This window comes from Streptococcus sp. CF8_St5-17 (genome assembly GCF_024295665.1).
GTDB lineage: Bacteria > Bacillota > Bacilli > Lactobacillales > Streptococcaceae > Streptococcus.
In genome coordinates this window covers 254,391-273,304 of the sequence record NZ_JANCOU010000001.1, presented here as the reverse complement: position 1 = coordinate 273,304, position 18,914 = coordinate 254,391, and the positions used below count along the sequence as shown (strand labels likewise).

Here is an 18,914-nt window from a genome sequence, read left to right as displayed (position 1 = left end):
AAACGAGGTCAGGATTTTGTTCCTGACCTCTGACAACTTTACCGATTCTTTAGTTCTACGTAGCGTTTGTACCAAATGTTGACATAGGCTTCTGAGAAGGGGCCTCGTTCATTGTTGATCCAGTCAACAAGAATCTTAACATGCTCTTTCAAAATATAGTCTAAATCATCAGGATAATTCATCTTACGCTTATGACGTTCATACTCTTCAACGTCCAAGAGGCGTTTCTCACCATCTGTAAAAACTTTAACATCTAAATCATAATCGATGTATTTTAAAGCTTCTTCGTCTAGATAATAAGGGCTAGCCATGTTGCAGTAGTAGGAAATCCCATTATCACGAATCATGGCGATGATGTTAAACCAATATTTTTTGTGAAAGTAAACAATAGCCGGTTCTCGAGTCACCCAACGACGACCGTCACTTTCGGTAACAAGTGTGTGGTCGTTGACGCCGATAATAGCGTTCTCTGTTGTTTTTAGTACCATGGTGTCTCTCCAAGTACGGTGGAGACTCCCATCATGCTTATAACTTTGAATTGTAATAAAGTCGCCTTCTTTTGGAAGTTTCATAACTAACCAACTTTCTACAATTTATAAGTTTATCGTTTACTATTGTATCACATTTTTATTTAAAGTTCTTAGTTTTTCCATGAAAAAATTAAAGATATTCTCTGAGAGCGCTGGCTATATCTGAAAAATCATAGCCTTTTCTAGCTAAAACTTGGGTTAGGCGTTGTTTCAGTTCGTATCCTTCATACTTTCGTGAATATTTCCGATATTGCTTATCCAACTCTTTAAAAATTAGTTCCTGAACAGTTTCTTCTTCGACTTGGCTATCTAGTTGGTCAAAGGCTGTTTTGGCTTCTGAGTATGAGAATCCTTTATTGGTTAGGCTTTGGATAATCTTATCTTGTAGAGCGCGGGCAGGTAATTTACCCTGATATTTTTTCAGTAGTTTTTGGGCTGTGCGCTCTGCGACTTCCGACATATCAAATTCTTGTAAGACTTCTTGGATGATGGATTTGGCAACTCCCTTTTGAGAAATCTTCTGCATCAGCATATAGCTTCCCTTATCTCCTGAAAGCTGATTAGAGTTGATAATAGCATAGGCATATTGACGGTCATTTATCCAATTATCATCTTTTAGAGATTGGATGACTTTGGGTATGATGTTCTCATCGATTTCATGTTTACTTAGATAATCTCGGACTTCTTTTTCAGTACGAGCCTTGAAGGATAAGTGGTAGAGCGCTAGATTTTTTCCGTAGGAAAATTGTGCAAAGGTCTGAATTTCTGCAAACTCCTCTGGACTAATTTCCTTATCCTTGGTCAGCATAAAGCGAACAATGGTATCCTCTGTAATGTAGCAGGTTTGGTCCTTATCAAGTTCTAGAAGATAAAGACGTTTTTTCTTTTCAAGTTTTGTGATTTTCATGTTTCTATTATAGCGTACTTTGTGATAAGATAGGGATATGAATCTAAAAGTCAAACAAAAAATTCCATTAAAAATCAAGCGCATGGGGATTAACGGGGAAGGTATCGGATTTTACCAGAAAACACTCGTTTTTGTCCCAGGCGCCCTCAAGGGTGAAGATATCTATTGTCAGGTGACTTCTGTCAAGCGTAACTACGTTGAGGCTAAACTGCTTGAGGTCAATAAAAAATCTAAATTTCGAGTAGTTCCAGACTGTACTATTTATAATGAGTGTGGAGGCTGTCAAATTATGCACCTACACTATGACAAGCAGTTGGAATTCAAGACAGATCTTCTCCATCAAGCTCTGAAGAAATTTGCCCCTGCTGGCTATGAAAACTTTGAGATTAGACCAACTATTGGCATGCAGAAACCAAAGTATTATAGGGCTAAACTGCAATTTCAAACACGAAAGTTTAAGGGCCAGGTCAAGGCAGGTTTGTATGCTCAGAATTCCCATTATTTGGTCGAGTTAAAGGACTGTCTGGTTCAAGATAAGGAGACACAAGCTATTGCCAATCGCATTGCTGAGCTTTTGACCTATCATCAAATTCCGATTACGGATGAACGGAAAATCCTTGGAGTTCGGACCATCATGGTTCGTCGAGCACGGAAAACTGGGGAAGTCCAGATTATCATTGTGACCAATCGCCAATTGAATTTGACTCAATTTGTGAAAGATTTAGTCAAGGATTATCCTGAAGTAGTGACTGTCGCAGTCAATACCAATACTGCTAAAACTAGTGAGATTTATGGGGACAAGACAGAGATTATTTGGGGGCAGGATAGTATACGCGAGGGTGTATTAGACTATGAGTTTTCTCTTTCACCCCGAGCTTTCTATCAGCTTAATCCTGAACAGACTGAAATTCTCTATAGTGAAGCCGTTAAGGCCTTGGACGTGACTGAGGACGACCATCTGATCGATGCCTATTGTGGTGTTGGGACCATTGGTTTTGCTTTTGCAAAAAAAGTCAAAAGTTTGAGAGGGATGGATATTATTCCAGAAGCTATTGAGGATGCCAAAGAAAATGCTAAGCGCATGGGTTATACCAATACTCATTATGAAGCAGGAACTGCAGAAGAAATTATCCCTCGTTGGTACAAGGAAGGCTATCGCGCCGATGCTTTGATAGTGGACCCGCCTCGTACAGGCTTAGATGACAAACTATTGGATACCATCGTTAAATATGCTCCTGAAAAGATGGTTTATGTATCCTGTAATGTGTCTACCTTGGCGCGTGATTTGGTTAGATTGATGGAGGTCTATGACCTGCATTATATCCAGTCCGTTGACATGTTTCCACACACGGCTAGAACAGAAGCAGTGGTCAAATTAACGAGGCGTAAGTCAGCTTCCAAATAGAAAGAATAACTGGAAAGTTTTTGAAAAGAAGACTTTTAGTTACAGAGTAAGATTTGCAAGCTCCCTATATTTATGATAAAATAAGTAGAAAATAAAATGAAAAAAGAGGTATGTGAAATGTCACGTAAACCATTTATCGCTGGTAACTGGAAAATGAACAAAAACCCAGAAGAAGCAAAAGCATTCGTTGAAGCTGTAGCATCAAAACTTCCTTCATCAGACCTTGTTGAAGCAGGTATCGCAGCTCCTGCAGTTGACTTGACAACTGTTCTTGCTGCTGCTAAAGGTTCAAACCTTAAAGTTGCTGCTCAAAACTGCTACTTTGAAAATGCAGGTGCTTTCACAGGTGAAACTAGCCCACAAGTTTTGAAAGAAATCGGTACTGACTACGTTGTTATCGGTCACTCAGAACGTCGTGACTACTTCCACGAAACAGACGAAGACATCAACAAAAAAGCAAAAGCAATCTTTGCGAACGGTATGCTTCCAATCATCTGTTGTGGTGAAAGCCTTGAAACTTACGAAGCTGGTAAAGCAGCAGAATTCGTAGGTGCTCAAGTTTCAGCTGCTCTTGCTGGATTGACTGCAGAACAAGTAGCTGCAACAGTTATCGCTTATGAGCCAATCTGGGCTATCGGTACTGGTAAATCAGCTTCACAAGACGACGCACAAAAAATGTGTAAAGTTGTTCGTGACGTTGTAGCAGCTGACTTTGGTCAAGAAGTTGCTGATAAAGTACGTGTTCAATACGGTGGTTCAGTAAAACCTGAAAACGTTGCTGAATACATGGCTTGTCCAGACGTTGATGGAGCTCTAGTTGGTGGTGCATCACTTGATCCAGAAAGCTTCTTGGCATTGCTTGACTTTGTAAAATAAGCCTCAAATATCTGAGACAGACAGTTCCCTCTCTCGAGGTTAAGACTGCCTGTCTTCTTTTTAGTAAAAAGGCGTGCGTAAGCACGCTCTTTTCTGCATTTTGAATGAAAAAGAAAGGAGAATTATGCTTTATATTTGGTCTTATCTCAAACGTTATCCCAAATGGCTAGTTTTAGACTTCCTTGGAGCTATTTTCTTTGTTATTGTCAATCTTGGACTACCGACTGTTCTGGCCCGCATGATTGACCAGGGAATCAACCAAGGAGACAAGGATAAGCTCTATTTTTGGGCTATTGTCATGTTGGTCATAATCGTCTTGGGAACATGTGGGCGGATTGTTCTAGCCTATGCTGCTAGTAAACTGACTACCAATATGGTTAAGGAAATGCGAAATGATGTCTATGCTAAGTTACAGGAGTATTCTCATCACGAATATGAACAAATTGGTGTGTCTTCACTAGTTACTCGTATCACCAGTGATGCCTTTGTCCTCATGCAGTTTGCGGAACAAACGCTTAAGTTGGGTGTTATCACTCCCATGATGATGCTGTCGAGTATTCTCATGATTTTCTTGACGAGTCCTTCACTAGCCTGGATCGTCGCTTTTTCCGTACCTTTTCTGGCTGTAGTAGTCATTTATGTGGCGGTCAAAACTCGCCCCTTATCTGAAAAGCAACAGAAAACACTGGATAAGATTAATCAGTATGTCCGTGAGAATTTGATGGGCTTGCGTGTCATACGTGCCTTTGCTCGTGAAGACTTCCAAGAAAAACGTTTTGAAGAGAAAAATGCTATCTATGCGGACAATTCGAATCGTTTATTCAAATTGACAGGTTTGACAGAACCGCTATTTGTGCAAATCATTATCGCTATGATTGTGGCTATCGTTTGGTTTGCCCTTGATCCCCTCAAGCACGGCAGTTTGCAGATTGGTGATTTGGTAGCCTTCATCGAGTATAGTTTCCATGCTCTCTTGTCCTTCCTATTCTTATCAAACCTCTTCACCATGTATCCTAGAACAGCTGTATCTAGTGAGCGTTTGAAAGAAATCATGGATATGCCAATTTCCATTGATCCAAACGAGGGTGGAATTCAAGAAACAGAAACTCATGGTTATTTAGAATTTGATAATGTGACCTTTGCCTATCCTGGGGAAACAGAAAGCCCTGTTTTGCATAATATTTCCTTCACTGCTAAACCGGGAGAAACCATTGCATTTATCGGTTCAACTGGGTCAGGTAAGTCTACTCTAGTTCAATTGATTCCTCGTTTCTACGATGTTACGCTAGGGAAAATCAAGGTCGATGGTGTTGATGTCCGGGATTACCGTCTCAAATCACTCCGTCAGAAGATTGGATTTATTCCACAAAAGGCCTTGCTTTTTACTGGGACTATCGCAGACAATCTCCGTTACGGGAAAGAGGATGCCAGTCATGAGGACTTGCACCAAGCAGCAGATGTGGCCCAAGCCAAAGACTTTATCGAAAGTCGAGAAGAAGGTTTTGCGACGCATCTGGCAGAAGGCGGAAGCAACCTATCAGGTGGTCAGAAACAACGTTTGTCGATTGCACGAGCAGTCATCAAGGGTCCAGATATCTATATCTTTGATGATTCTTTCTCAGCCTTGGACTACCGTACAGATGCTATTTTGCGCCGTCGTCTCAAGGAAGTGACACAAGATGCTACGGTATTGATTGTTGCTCAACGTGTTGGAACTATCATGGATGCTGACCAGATTATCGTCCTTGATAAGGGTGAAATTGTTGGTCGTGGGCGTCATGAAGAATTGATGGAAACCAATGACATCTATCGAGAAATTGCTGAATCGCAGTTGAAAAATGCGTCTCTAACAGAAGAATAGGAGGTAAAGGATGAAACAACAATCTAGTCTAGCTCGTCTATGGAGTTATTTAAAAGCCTACCGTTTCTCTGTTTTCTTTGCAGTTTTCTTGAAAATAGTCAGCGTCATTATGAGTGTTATCGAGCCATTCGTATTGGGGCTTGCTATCACTGAGTTAACCAGCAACCTCCTTGCCATGGCAAATGGTGTTGCAGGAGCAGGTATCAATACCAGCTATATCACAGTAATTCTAGTGATTTATCTCCTGCGTGGTCTTCTCTATGAGTTGGGGGCATATTATTCAAACTACTTTATGACCAATGCGGTGCAGTCCATGATACAGGATTTGCGAAATGAAATGAGCGAAAAAATCAATCGCATCCCTGTGTCCTACTTTGATAAGCACCAGTTTGGGGATTTGTTGGGTCGCTTTACCAGTGATGTTGAAACTGTTTCAAATGCTCTCCAACAGTCTTTCTTACAGATTGTCAATGCAGTCTTTACCATTCTTTTTGTTATGGGAATGGTGCTCTATCTAAATCTTCAGTTGGCCATCATTGTTATCTTGTCGATTCCGATAACTTATTTTGGGGCTAAAACAATTCTGAATCGTTCGCAACCATACTTTAAACAGCAGGCAGCCATTCTAGGAAGTATGAATGGATTTGTACAGGAAAGCTTGACTGGTTTCAATGTTCTTAAACTTTTCGGACGTGAAGAGAAATCTCAAGAGAGATTTGAAAAGATTACGGATGAATTGCAACAAGTTGGATTCAAGGCTAGCTTCATTTCAGGTTTGATGATGCCTGCCCTTCATATTGTATCGGATTTAACTTACTTAATTGTTGCAGTATTAGGTGGATTGCAGGTTATCGCAGGACGCTTAACCATTGGTAATATGCAAGCTTTCGTTCAGTATGTGTGGCAGGTTAGTCAACCAATCCAAAATATCACTCAATTAGCGGGACAAATGCAAAGTGCTAAGTCTTCGCTTGATCGTGTCTTCGAAGTTTTGGATGAACAGGAAGAAGCCCAAACTGCTGAAGTGAAAGAACTGGCACCATTGACAGGTCAGGTTAGCTTCAAGAATGTTGATTTCCAATACGTGGAAAATAAACCATTGATTCGCAATTTCAATCTGGATGTTGAACCAGGAGAGATGGTGGCTATCGTAGGACCAACTGGAGCAGGAAAAACAACCTTAATTAACCTTCTCATGCGTTTTTATGATGTAACTGCTGGAGCTATTTTAGTGGACGGTCAAGATATTCGTGACCTGTCTCGTCAGGACTATCGTCGACAGTTTGGGATGGTATTGCAGGATGCCTGGCTCTATGAAGGCAGTATCAAGGAAAATCTTCGCTTTGGGAATCTTGAGGCAACAGATGAAGAAATCGTTGAAGCTGCTAAGGCTGCCAATGTTGACCACTTTATCCGCACCCTTCCTGGTGGTTACAACATGGAAATGAACCAAGAGTCAAGTAATATTTCTCTTGGTCAGAAGCAACTTTTGACTATTGCGCGTGCACTCTTGGCTGATCCAAAAATTCTAATCCTTGACGAAGCGACCTCATCAGTCGATACGCGTCTAGAACTCTTGATTCAAAAAGCCATGAAGCGTTTGATGAAGGGGAGAACAAGCTTTGTTATCGCCCATCGCCTTTCTACTATTCAGGAAGCGGACAAGATTTTGGTGCTGAAAGATGGACAGATTATCGAACAAGGAAATCATGAAAGTCTCTTAGCTTCAAAAGGTTTCTATTATGACCTTTATCAAAGCCAATTTTCTGGTAAAGACGCAGAAAACAACTAAAAAATTACGACTTCCTATTCTTAAATTATCAGTCTATTGCAACTTTTTTAATATGGGTTAATTTTCTTGCTTTTGTCTACTAGGTGTAGTATACTGAGATAGTAATCAATAAATATGGTTGCAAAAATAATATTATGAGGTGAGAAAAATGGTAGAATTGAAAAAAGATGCATTAAAAGACGTAACAACATTATCTAAGACAGCTCCTGAAACGCTAGTAAAAACGAAAGAAGTCTTGAATCAAGCCGTAGCAGACTTGTATGTAGCGCATATCGCTCTTCATCAAGTACACTGGTACATGCGTGGACGTGGTTTTATGGTATGGCATCCTAAGATGGATGAATATATGAATAGCCTTGATGGTTACCTTGATGAAATCAGCGAACGCTTGATCACTCTTGGTGGCAAACCTTACTCTACTTTGACAGAATTCCTTCAACACAGTGAAATCGAAGAAGAAGTTGGAGAATTCCGTAACGTAGAAGAAAGTTTAGAGCGTGTTCTATCTATTTATCGTTACCTCATCACACTCTTCCAAAAAGCATTGGATGTAACTGATGAGGAAGGTGATGATGTTACTAATGATATCTTCGTTGGTGCTAAGGCTGACCTTGAAAAAACAGTCTGGATGCTTGCGGCAGAATTAGGACAAGCACCTGGTTTGTAAGATACTGAATTTTTCTAAAAATCCGTAGAAGTTTTCTACGGATTTTTTCTATTCAGGAGGGCATTCCAAAACAGTCTTTTTTGAAGATTTTTGATAAAATAGAACTATCAATAAAAAGGATGAAAGCATGACAAAGAAAATCGTAGCCATCTGGGCACAAGATGAAAAGGGTGTAATCGGAAAAGAGGATCGCTTACCATGGCATTTGCCAGCAGAGTTAAAACATTTTAAAGAAACAACCTTGAATCATGCCATCTTGATGGGACGTGTCACCTTTGATGGAATGGGACGACGATTGCTTCCAGGACGTGAGACCCTGATTTTGACGCGCAACCCTGAAGAGTCAATTGAGGGTGCTCTGGTTTTCCAAAATGTTGAGGACGTTTTAGACTGGTATCAGAACCAGGATAAAAATCTCTATATCATCGGGGGCAAGCAGATTTTTCAGCTTTTTGAACCTTATCTCGATGAGATTATTGTGACACAAATCCATGCTCAAGTTGAAGGGGATACTTATTTCCCAGCAGATTTTGACTTGACTGTTTTTGAGACTCTTGCAAGCAAATCTTATACTAGAGATGAGAAAAATGCCTATGATTTTACCATCGAATATAGAAAGAGAAAGGAAGTCTAATGGAGCGTAGTATTTTTGGATTTTTTACAGCTCTTTTGTGTGCTGTCTGTTTTGTAGCTGGAACACACGCTTTTCGTAAAAAGCGCTTTGGACTTGCTACTCTACTTTGGCTTAATGCCTTTACAAACTTGGTGAATAGCATTCATGCTTTTTATATGACCTTATTTTAGAGAGAATGAATAATTAGAACGGAAGGGAATCATGCCTACAAATAGGAAAAATGATATGATGGTTTATTGCTCATTTTGTGGCAAAAGCCAAGAAGAAGTTAAAAAAATAATCGCTGGGAACAACGCTTTTATCTGTAATGAGTGTGTGGAGTTAGCCCAGGAAATTATTCGTGAGGAGTTGGCAGAGGAAGTCCTAGCAGACTTATCTGAAGTACCAAAACCAATCGAACTCTTAAACATCTTGAACCACTATGTGATTGGTCAAGATCGTGCCAAACGTGCCTTGGCAGTAGCTGTATATAACCACTACAAACGCATCAATTTCCATGACACTCGTGAAGAGTCAGAAGATGTGGATTTGCAAAAATCAAACATTTTGATGATTGGCCCAACAGGTTCAGGTAAGACTTTCCTTGCTCAAACTCTTGCTAGAAGTTTGAATGTACCTTTTGCCATCGCAGATGCAACAGCTCTTACTGAGGCTGGTTATGTAGGTGAGGACGTGGAAAATATCCTCCTCAAACTCTTGCAAGCTGCTGACTTTAACATCGAACGTGCAGAACGTGGAATTATCTATGTAGATGAGATTGACAAGATTGCCAAGAAGAGCGAGAACGTGTCTATCACACGTGATGTTTCTGGTGAAGGGGTGCAACAAGCCCTTCTCAAGATTATCGAAGGAACTGTAGCTAGTGTACCACCACAAGGTGGACGTAAACATCCACAACAAGAAATGATTCAAGTGGATACAAAAAACATCCTCTTTATTGTGGGTGGTGCCTTCGATGGCATCGAAGAGATTGTCAAACAGCGTCTGGGTGAAAAAGTGATTGGTTTCGGACAAAACAACAAGGCTATTGACGAAAATAGTTCTTACATGCAAGAAATCATCGCAGAAGATATTCAAAAATTCGGTATTATTCCTGAGTTGATTGGACGCTTGCCTGTCTTTGCAGCCTTGGAGCAGTTGACTGTAGATGATTTGGTTCGCATCTTGAAGGAACCAAGAAATGCCTTGGTTAAACAATACCAGACCTTGCTTTCTTATGATGATGTTGAGCTTGAATTTGACGACGAAGCTCTCCAAGAAATTGCAAACAAAGCCATCGAACGTAAAACGGGTGCGCGTGGTCTTCGCTCAATTATCGAAGAAACCATGCTAGATGTTATGTTTGAGGTTCCAAGTCAAGAAAATGTGAAAACTGTTCGTATCACAAAAGAAGCAGTTGACGGAACGGCTAAGCCAATTCTAGAGACAGCCTAGAGGTGACTATGGAAATCAATACACACAATGCTGAGATTTTGCTGAGTGCAGCCAACAAGTCCCACTATCCGCAGGATGAACTTCCTGAGATTGCTCTTGCAGGGCGATCAAATGTTGGTAAATCAAGTTTTATCAATACCATGCTCAATCGTAAAAATCTAGCTCGTACCTCTGGAAAACCAGGAAAAACACAACTACTCAATTTCTTTAACATTGATGATAAGATGCGTTTTGTGGATGTGCCTGGCTATGGTTATGCCCGTGTTTCCAAAAAGGAACGCGAAAAATGGGGACGTATGATTGAGGAGTACTTGACCACTCGAGAAAATCTTCGAGCGGTTGTTAGTCTCGTTGACCTTCGCCATGATCCGACGGCAGATGATGTGCAGATGTACGAATTTCTTAAATATTACGAAATTCCTGTCATCATTGTGGCGACTAAGGCAGACAAGATTCCGCGTGGTAAATGGAATAAGCACGAATCAGCTATTAAAAAGAAATTAAACTTTGATCCAAGTGATGATTTTATCCTCTTTTCATCCGTAACAAAAGCAGGAATGGACCAAGCTTGGGATGCTATTTTAGGTAAATTGTGAGGAATACATATGGCAAAAACAATTCATACAGACAAAGCTCCAAAGGCAATCGGACCTTACGTTCAAGGAAAAATCGTTGGCAACCTTTTGTTCGCTAGTGGTCAAGTTCCACTATCTCCTGAAACTGGAGAAATCGTAGGAGAAACAATCCAAGAACAGACTGAACAAGTCTTGAAAAATATTGGAGCTATTTTAGCAGAAGCAGGAACAGATTTTGACCATGTTGTTAAAACAACTTGCTTCTTGAGTGATATGAACGATTTTGTACCTTTTAACGAGGTATACCAAACAGCCTTTAACAAGGAATTTCCAGCTCGTTCAGCTGTGGAAGTAGCTCGTCTTCCTCGCGATGTAAAAGTCGAAATTGAAGTCATCGCAGAGATTGGATAAGCGAGTTGAAGTTTGGTTCTTCCAAACTTCTTTTGATATAAGGAGACTATGATGACAATGAAACAACTTCACCTGGTGATTGTTACAGGAATGAGTGGCGCAGGAAAAACTGTTGCCATTCAGTCCTTTGAAGATTTAGGATATTTTACCATTGATAATATGCCGCCTGCTCTCTTGCCAAAGTTTTTGCAGTTGGTAGAGACCAAGGATGACGACCACAAGTTAGCCCTAGTGGTGGATATGCGAAGCCGCTCTTTCTTCTCAGAGATTCAGGCTGTCTTGGATGAATTGGAAAACCAAGATGATTTGGACTTCAAGATTCTCTTTTTGGATGCGGCTGATAAGGAATTAGTGGCACGTTATAAGGAAACAAGAAGAAGTCACCCACTAGCAGCAGATGGTCGTATCTTGGATGGAATCAAGTTGGAACGCGAACTCTTGGCGCCTTTGAAAAATATGAGTCAAAACGTGGTAGACACGACAGAGTTAACTCCACGTGAACTTCGAAAGACCATTGCAGAACAGTTTTCAGACCAAGAACAAACGCAGTCTTTCCGTATCGAGGTTATGTCTTTTGGGTTTAAATACGGAATTCCAATTGATGCCGATTTGGTATTTGATGTTCGTTTTTTGCCAAATCCTTACTATCTACCTGAACTTCGTAACCAGACAGGTGAAGACCAGGCTGTTTATGACTATGTCATGAACCATGAGGAATCTGAAGATTTCTACCATCATTTGTTAGCCTTGGTTGAACCAATCCTACCAGGATATAAAAAAGAAGGCAAATCAGTCTTAACGATTGCGATTGGTTGTACTGGTGGACAGCATAGAAGTGTTGCTTTTGCCAAGCGTTTAGCAAATGACCTATCTAAAAGTTGGCCTGTAAATGAAAGTCATCGTGATAAAGACCGAAGAAAGGAAACGGTAAACCGTTCATGAGAAAACCAAAAATTACGGTGATTGGTGGTGGAACCGGGATTCCTGTTATTTTAAAGAGTTTACGGGAAAAGGATGTTGATATTGCAGCCATTGTAACCGTTGCTGACGATGGAGGTTCTTCAGGAGAGCTTCGTAAGAATATTCAGCAATTGACTCCTCCTGGGGATCTTCGCAATGTTCTTGTGGCTATGTCAGATATGCCAAAATTCTATGAAAAGGTCTTTCAATACCGTTTTTCTGAGGATGCAGGCGTCTTTGCAGGTCATCCCCTAGGAAACATTATTATTGCTGGTCTTTCTGAAATGCAAGGTTCAACCTATAATGCCATGCAATTACTGAGTAAATTTTTCCATACCACAGGTAAGATTTTCCCATCAAGTGACCATCCTTTGACACTCCATGCTGTCTTTAATGATGGGACAGAGGTTGCTGGGGAAAGTCATATTGCAGACCATCCAGGAATGATAGACCATGTATATGTGACCAATACTCTGGATGATGAAAAGCCGCAGGCTAGCCGTCGAGTTGTGAATACAATTCTTGAGAGTGATATGATTGTTTTGGGACCAGGCTCCCTCTTTACATCGATTTTGCCTAATATCGTCATCGAAGAAATCGGTCAGGCACTTCTTGAGACTAAGGCAGAAATTGCCTATGTTTGCAACATCATGACCCAGCGTGGAGAGACAGAATATTTCTCAGATAGTGATCACGTAGAAGTCTTACATCGTCATTTGGGCCGTTCATTTATCGATACTGTTCTTGTTAATATCGAAAAGGTTCCGAGAGATTATATGGATACCAACCGTTTTGATGAATATTTGGTGCAGGTTGACCATGATTTTGAAGGTTTGCGTAAGCAAGTACCGCGTGTCATTTCATCTAACTTCCTACGTTTGGAAAATGGTGGAGCCTTCCATGATGGAGATTTAATCGTGGACGAGTTGATGCGAATTATACAGGTGAGAAAATGAGTTTCACAGTAGCAGTAAAAGAAGAAATCCTTGGTCAGCACCATCTGAGTCGTTATGAATTATCAGCTATTATCAAGATGTCTGGTAGTGTAGGTTTATCTAGCTCTGGTTTAACCTTATCCGTTGTAACAGAAAACGCTAAGTTAGCTCGTCACCTCTATGAATCTTTCCTGCACTTCTATGGTATCAAGTCCGAGATTCGTCATCATCAGAGAAGTAATCTTCGGAAAAATCGTGTTTATACCGTGTTTACTGATGAGCGGGTTCAAGAACTTTTAGCGGATTTGCGTTTGGCTGATTCTTTCTTTGGTCTAGAGACTGGGATTGATCCAGAAATTTTAGGAGATGAAGAAGCTGGACGTGCTTACCTTTGTGGAGCCTTTTTGGCAAATGGGAGTATTCGGGATCCTGAGTCAGGAAAGTATCAGTTAGAAATTAGTTCTGTCTATGTGGACCATGCGCAAGGGATTGCTTCGCTTTTGCAGCAGTTCTTGTTAGATGCCAAGGTTATCGAACGAAAAAAGGGAGCAGTAACCTATCTCCAAAGAGCCGAAGATATTATGGATTTCCTGATTTTGGTGGGAGCCATGCAGGCGCGTGATACTTTTGAAGGGGTCAAGATTCTCCGAGAAACTCGAAATGATCTCAATCGTGCTAATAATGCAGAGACAGCTAATATTGCACGTACGGTTTCTGCAAGCATGAAAACCATTAACAATATCAGTAAAATCATTGATACCATTGGTCTAGATAGTCTACCAGTTGATTTGCAGGAAGTAGCACATCTGCGTATCCAGCATCCAGACTATTCTATTCAACAATTGGCAGACAGTTTGACAAATCCACTCACCAAAAGTGGTGTCAATCATAGATTGCGAAAGATAAATAAAATTGCAGACGAATTATGAAGAGAGCACATAAGATAAGCGGATTTTAAACTTCTATATGTGCTTACGGGTATGAATTTGATAAAGAAGGGTGTACTCATGCTTTGAATTCTGGGGATATGAAAATAGTTGTAAAAACTCTTAATTCTTGGTACAATAGAACTAAATAAGTAGGGTAGTAGTTTACGAGTGAAAACATGGTATAGCACCTTTGAAAGAAGATGGATTTAGTGAGGGTACACTGAGTTTAGTAGTATCTAGCTATTGAAGCTTGTGCTATTATCAAGACGACGGTTGAAATCCGTCCACCTATAATAATTAGCCTCAACTTAATGTTGGGGCTTTTGTCTTAATTCAGTCTTCTTTTCTACAATCAAAGTAGTCTTTATAATATTTCTAGAGGATTTATACGTTGCGAATAATATAATTCCATTATAAAACCACGAATCGTATGATTCGTGGTTTTTTTCTTATAAACTTGTAGAGTGTTTTGGTTGTACTTTTTGCTCTGGGTCAATGTAGTTAATGGCATTGTTAACTGCAGTAGGTGCTTCACCTAGACCTGTCGCAATCAAGTCAATCTTACCTTCGTAGTAGCAGCAGTCACCAATAGCGTAAATTCCAGGCTGGCTAGATTCTTGCTTACTATTGACGATAATTTTATGACGATTCAGTTCTAATCCCCAATTTTTAAGATTACCGACAGAAGATTTAAATCCATAGTTGACAAAGAGGTGATCCAGTTCAATGGTTTCAGTCTCATCGGATTTGACTTTTGTGATTTCAAGCTTATTGAGAATTTGTCCATCACCCATAAGTTGACTTGGCACAAATGGTGTTTTGATGCTAACAGATGATTCTTGAAGGGCTTGGACACTATGTTCGAGGGCACGGAAGTTATCTCGACGGTGAACAAGTGTAGTTGGAGCAATCTTTTCAAAAGCTAAGGCCCAGTCCACAGCAGAGTCTCCTCCACCGAGGATGGTTACTCTCTGTCCAGCATATTGCTGAATGTTAGAAACGTGGTAATGGATGTTTTTATAACCTTCGACACCTTCTAGTTCAAGTGGACGCGGTTTAAAGGCACCTCCACCCATAGCGATGATGACAGCTTTGCTAGTATGAGTTCCTTTAGTGGTTGTAATCTTAAAAACACCATCTTCTTTGTCAATTTCAAGAACAGTTTCATTGAGATGGGCTGGTGTATCAAACCCTTGTAATTGTTCTAACAAGCGATTTGTTAATTCTTCACCAGTGAGATTAGGGAAACCTGGGACATCAAGAATTTGTTTTTCAGGATAAAGAATGGCAGGTTGGCCACCTAATTGTGGAAGAGAGTCAATGATTTGTACTTTAGCTTGACGTAAATTTGCATAAAAGGCTGCGAAAAGACCAACTGGGCCACCCCCTACGATGGTGATATCATATAGTTCAGACATGGTTTCTCCTTGTTTCATTTTTATCATTTTATTCTATCATATTTTCTGCCAATTTAAAATGAGGTAGGGGGGAGAAAATTTCCATTAAAAATGGTATAATGAAGAGAAGCTTTTTTGGAGAGGGGACACAGGATGAATTTTCAGCAATTATCTAATCTTCAATACTGGTCTAGTTTGTTTTCCAGTCCTTGGAGTATTGCGATAAATGTGATTGATATTCTAATCGTTGCTTATATCTTATATCAATTTACAAAATCAATTGCAGGAACCAAGATTATGATTCTGGTTCGAGGCGTTTTAGTTTTTATCTTAGCTCAGATTGCGGCTAATTTTTTGGGCTTGACGACTATTTCCTGGTTGATTAACCAATTGATTACCTATGGAGTTATCGCAGCGGTTGTTATCTTTTCTCCAGAAATTCGGACAGGTTTGGAACGATTAGGTCGAGCTACGGACTTCTTTTCAAATACTCCTATGAGTTCAGAAGAGCAGATGGTCCAGGCTTTTGTAAAATCGGTTGAGTATATGAGCCCACGGAAGATTGGAGCTTTGGTAGCTGTTCAACGTGTGAGAACCTTGCAGGAGTACATCGTTACAGGAATTCCTTTGGATGCTAAGATTTCTGCTGAGTTATTAATTAACATCTTTATCCCTAATACGCCTCTCCATGACGGTGCAGTTATTATCAGTGGAGATCGGATTGCAGTAACTTCTGCCTATTTACCACTAACAGAAAACACAGGTATTTCCAAAGAGTTCGGAACTCGTCACCGTGCAGCCATTGGTTTATCAGAAGTTTCAGATGCCCTTACTTTTGTTGTATCAGAAGAAACTGGAGGTATATCCATCACCTACAATGGTGTCTTCAAACATGATCTAAGTTTGGAAGAATTCGAGGAAGAACTACGTCGTATTCTGATCCCTAAGGATTCACAAGAACCAAGCTTAAAAGAACGTCTATTAGGAGGCTGGAATAATGAGAAGAAATAGTCTTTATATCATCTCCTCGCTCCTGTTCGCGTGTGTCCTGTTTATCTATGCAACATCAATCAATTATCAAAACAATACCAACGCAAGACAAACTAAAACTGAAACCTATACCAATACAGTAGTCAATGTACCGATTGATATTCAGTATGATAGTGAGCAGTATTTTATCAGTGGTTTTAGCTCAGAAGTGACGGTGTTTCTAACGGGTTCAAATCGGGTGGCCTTGGCTAGTGAGATGCAGGAAAGCACTCGTAAATTTAAAGTGACTGCTGATTTGACGCAGGCTACAGAAGGAACGATTGAAGTTCCCTTAACCATTGAAAATCTTCCAAGTGGTTTGACAGCTGTAGCAACACCACAAAAAATCACAGTCAAGATTGGTAAGAAAGTTACTCGAGATAATGTACCTGTTGTACCTCAAATTGATTCTAGTCAAATTGATGAGAAGATTATAATCGAACGTGTTACTGTTTCTGATGAAAAAGTTTCAGTAACTAGTGATGCGGATACACTATCTAAGATTGATCGGATTGTTGCAGTTTTACCAACGAGTGAACAGATTACAGGGAACTATTCTGGATCAGTTCCTTTGCAAGCTGTTGATAAAAATGGAGCTGTCTTACCAACAGTGATTACACCTTTTGAAACTACTATGAAAGTAACGACCAAAGCTGTCAGAACAACAAGTAGTACAACCTCAACAAGTAATGGTTCGTCTACCGAAAACTCTTCAACGACAGCAGCAGAGACGAAGTCAGAATCTTAAAATAAACATTATACTAGAAAAGGAATCTTAAAATGGGTAAATATTTTGGAACGGACGGAGTCCGTGGAGAAGCAAACGTAGAATTAACGCCAGAATTGGCCTTTAAGTTGGGTCGCTTTGGAGGATATGTCCTCAGTCAACATGCGACAGAAGCGCCTAAGGTTTTAGTTGGACGCGATACACGTATTTCAGGGGAAATGTTAGAAGCAGCCTTGATTGCTGGTCTTCTTTCTGTGGGAATTCACGTTTATAAACTTGGTGTACTTGCTACGCCTGCAGTAGCATATTTGGTAAAAACTGAAGGAGCGAGCGCAGGTGTCATGATTTCAGCTAGCCACAACCCAGCCCTTGATAACGGGATTAAATTCTTTGGTGGCGATGGCTTTAAGCTAGACGATGAAAAAGAAGCAGAAATCGAAGCCTTGCTTGACGCCAGTGAAGATACTCTCCCACGTCCAAGTGCAGAAGGATTAGGTACTGTTGTTGATTATCCAGAAGGCTTGCGTAAATATGAAGCCTACCTTGTTTCGACTGGAACTCCTCTTGAAGGGATGAAAGTGGCCTTGGATACTGCAAATGGAGCAGCTTCTACAAGTGCTCGTCAAATTTTTGCAGATTTGGGTGCTCAAATCACTGTCATTGGAGAAACTCCAGATGGTTTAAACATTAACTTGAATGTTGGTTCGACTCATCCAGAAGCCTTGCAAGAACTTGTAAAAGAAAGTCAATCTGCCATTGGTTTAGCCTTTGATGGGGACAGCGATCGTTTGATTGCAGTAGATGAAAATGGTGAAATTGTCGACGGTGATAAGATTATGTATATCATCGGTAAATACCTTTCTGAAAAAGGTCAATTGGTACAAAACACAATTGTAACGACAGTTATGTCCAACCTTGGTTTCCATAAAGCCTTGGACCGTGAAGGCATTAATAAAGCTGTCACTGCTGTTGGAGACCGCTATGTAGTTGAAGAAATGAGAAAATCAGGCTACAATCTCGGTGGAGAGCAGTCAGGTCACGTTATCTTGATGGACTACAATACAACTGGTGATGGTCAACTTTCAGCAGTTCAATTGACTAAGATCATGCAAGAAACAGGGATGAGCTTATCTCAATTGGCTTCAGAAGTAACAATTTACCCACAAAAATTGGTTAATATCCGTGTGGAAAACACCATGAAAGATAAAGCCATGGAAGTACCAGCTATCAAGGCTATTATCGATAAGATGGAAGAAGAGATGGCAGGTAACGGACGTATTCTCGTTCGCCCAAGTGGAACTGAGCCACTCTTGCGTGTCATGGCTGAAGCACCAACAACTGAAGAAGTGGATTACTATGTGGATACCATTGCTGAAGTTGTGAAAGCAGAAATCGGAATTTAGGAAAGTTAGCAGAAAATAAGAAAATATGTTACAATGTCAAAGTAAATTGTAACCATGGAGAATATGATGAATTTAAAACGTGAACAAGAATTTGTTAGTCAGTATCACTTTGATGCACGTAATTTTGAATGGGAAAATGAAAACGGAATTCCTGAAACAAAGGTTGATGTGAACTTCCAACTACTACAACATGACCAAGAAAATCAAGTGACTTCTCTCGTAGTTGTTTTGAGCTTTATGATTGTCTTTGATAAATTTGTTATCAGTGGTACTATTTCTCAAGTCAACCACGTTGAAGGTCGTATCGTAGATCAACCAAGTGACTTTAGTCAAGAAGAAGTTGAGACACTTGCTCGTCCTTCTTTGGATATGCTAAACCGTTTGACTTATGAAGTGACGGAAATTGCACTAGATTTACCAGGAATTAATTTGGAGTTTTAAA

General features: G+C 40.2%; 20 protein-coding genes. 17 read left to right on the top strand and 3 right to left on the bottom strand.

What is annotated here, in order from left to right; genetic code table 11:
• Positions 1 to 38: 38 nt before the first annotated feature.
• Both NMM19_RS01280 and recX read right to left on the bottom strand, forming a co-directional pair.
• Positions 39 to 572 carry a DUF402 domain-containing protein gene (locus tag NMM19_RS01280; protein WP_004252157.1) on the bottom strand — a complete coding sequence of 178 codons (534 nt, stop codon included), beginning with the start codon at positions 570 to 572 and terminating at the stop codon, positions 39 to 41.
• Positions 573 to 660: 88 nt separating this feature from the next.
• Positions 661 to 1,437 (bottom strand): recombination regulator RecX, encoded by a 777-nt coding sequence (gene recX, locus NMM19_RS01275; protein ID WP_178895332.1) that lies wholly within the window; start codon positions 1,435 to 1,437, stop codon positions 661 to 663.
• Between the two features lie 37 nt (positions 1,438 to 1,474).
• Between recX and rlmD the strand changes: the two genes are divergently transcribed.
• From rlmD to whiA, 13 genes are all read left to right on the top strand, one after another.
• Positions 1,475 to 2,842, top strand: a complete 1,368-nt coding sequence (gene rlmD / locus NMM19_RS01270) for a 23S rRNA (uracil(1939)-C(5))-methyltransferase RlmD (protein WP_178895331.1) — start codon at positions 1,475 to 1,477, stop codon at positions 2,840 to 2,842.
• Between the two features lie 117 nt (positions 2,843 to 2,959).
• Positions 2,960 to 3,718 carry a triose-phosphate isomerase gene (gene tpiA / locus NMM19_RS01265; protein ID WP_178895330.1) on the top strand — a complete coding sequence of 253 codons (759 nt, stop codon included), beginning with the start codon at positions 2,960 to 2,962 and terminating at the stop codon, positions 3,716 to 3,718.
• Positions 3,719 to 3,842: 124 nt separating this feature from the next.
• On the top strand, positions 3,843 to 5,579 hold the full coding sequence (locus tag NMM19_RS01260; RefSeq protein ID WP_178895329.1) for an ABC transporter ATP-binding protein: 1,737 nt from the start codon (positions 3,843 to 3,845) through the stop codon (positions 5,577 to 5,579).
• A gap of 10 nt (positions 5,580 to 5,589) precedes the next feature.
• Positions 5,590 to 7,371, top strand: a complete 1,782-nt coding sequence (locus NMM19_RS01255; RefSeq protein WP_178895328.1) for an ABC transporter ATP-binding protein — start codon at positions 5,590 to 5,592, stop codon at positions 7,369 to 7,371.
• Between the two features lie 148 nt (positions 7,372 to 7,519).
• Entirely contained in the window at positions 7,520 to 8,038 is a 519-nt protein-coding gene (locus tag NMM19_RS01250) for a DNA starvation/stationary phase protection protein (protein WP_178895327.1), read from the top strand.
• A 127-nt stretch (positions 8,039 to 8,165) separates the two neighbouring features.
• On the top strand, positions 8,166 to 8,672 hold the full coding sequence (locus NMM19_RS01245) for a dihydrofolate reductase (RefSeq protein WP_178895326.1): 507 nt from the start codon (positions 8,166 to 8,168) through the stop codon (positions 8,670 to 8,672).
• Entirely contained in the window at positions 8,672 to 8,842 is a 171-nt protein-coding gene (locus NMM19_RS01240) for a hypothetical protein (protein WP_000442253.1), read from the top strand. Before NMM19_RS01245 ends, NMM19_RS01240 begins: the two co-directional genes overlap by 1 nt.
• A 31-nt stretch (positions 8,843 to 8,873) precedes the next feature.
• A complete protein-coding gene (gene clpX, locus NMM19_RS01235) occupies positions 8,874 to 10,106 on the top strand; it encodes an ATP-dependent Clp protease ATP-binding subunit ClpX (protein WP_006145154.1) in 1,233 nt (410 codons plus the stop codon).
• Positions 10,107 to 10,114: 8 nt separating this feature from the next.
• Entirely contained in the window at positions 10,115 to 10,702 is a 588-nt protein-coding gene (gene yihA / locus NMM19_RS01230; protein ID WP_178895325.1) for a ribosome biogenesis GTP-binding protein YihA/YsxC, read from the top strand.
• A gap of 9 nt (positions 10,703 to 10,711) precedes the next feature.
• Positions 10,712 to 11,092, top strand: coding sequence for a RidA family protein (locus tag NMM19_RS01225; protein WP_001140424.1), 381 nt, complete (start codon positions 10,712 to 10,714; stop codon positions 11,090 to 11,092).
• Positions 11,093 to 11,143: 51 nt separating this feature from the next.
• A complete protein-coding gene (gene rapZ, locus NMM19_RS01220; protein ID WP_178895324.1) occupies positions 11,144 to 12,034 on the top strand; it encodes an RNase adapter RapZ in 891 nt (296 codons plus the stop codon).
• Positions 12,031 to 13,008, top strand: coding sequence for a YvcK family protein (locus NMM19_RS01215; protein ID WP_254729670.1), 978 nt, complete (start codon positions 12,031 to 12,033; stop codon positions 13,006 to 13,008). The genes rapZ and NMM19_RS01215 overlap by 4 nt, the downstream gene beginning before the upstream one ends.
• Positions 13,005 to 13,916, top strand: coding sequence for a DNA-binding protein WhiA (gene whiA, locus NMM19_RS01210; RefSeq protein ID WP_178895322.1), 912 nt, complete (start codon positions 13,005 to 13,007; stop codon positions 13,914 to 13,916). The genes NMM19_RS01215 and whiA overlap by 4 nt, the downstream gene beginning before the upstream one ends.
• 449 nt (positions 13,917 to 14,365) lie before the next feature.
• Here whiA and NMM19_RS01205 read toward each other — a convergent pair whose 3' ends face one another.
• The gene (locus NMM19_RS01205; protein WP_178895321.1) at positions 14,366 to 15,334 is read right to left on the bottom strand and encodes an NAD(P)/FAD-dependent oxidoreductase; all 969 of its coding nucleotides are present in this window, start codon (positions 15,332 to 15,334) and stop codon (positions 14,366 to 14,368) included.
• A gap of 132 nt (positions 15,335 to 15,466) precedes the next feature.
• Here NMM19_RS01205 and cdaA point away from each other — a divergent pair, with 132 nt between their 5' ends.
• The 4 genes from cdaA to NMM19_RS01185 all read left to right on the top strand — a co-directional run bounded on the left by cdaA (position 15,467) and on the right by NMM19_RS01185 (position 18,913).
• Positions 15,467 to 16,324 (top strand): diadenylate cyclase CdaA, encoded by an 858-nt coding sequence (gene cdaA, locus NMM19_RS01200; RefSeq protein ID WP_178895320.1) that lies wholly within the window; start codon positions 15,467 to 15,469, stop codon positions 16,322 to 16,324.
• Positions 16,311 to 17,090 (top strand): YbbR-like domain-containing protein, encoded by a 780-nt coding sequence (locus NMM19_RS01195; RefSeq protein WP_178895319.1) that lies wholly within the window; start codon positions 16,311 to 16,313, stop codon positions 17,088 to 17,090. Before cdaA ends, NMM19_RS01195 begins: the two co-directional genes overlap by 14 nt.
• Before the next feature lie 32 nt (positions 17,091 to 17,122).
• Entirely contained in the window at positions 17,123 to 18,472 is a 1,350-nt protein-coding gene (gene glmM, locus NMM19_RS01190; RefSeq protein WP_178895318.1) for a phosphoglucosamine mutase, read from the top strand.
• Between the two features lie 66 nt (positions 18,473 to 18,538).
• Positions 18,539 to 18,913, top strand: a complete 375-nt coding sequence (locus NMM19_RS01185; RefSeq protein WP_004252208.1) for a DUF1149 family protein — start codon at positions 18,539 to 18,541, stop codon at positions 18,911 to 18,913.
• Position 18,914: the final 1 nt, after the last annotated feature.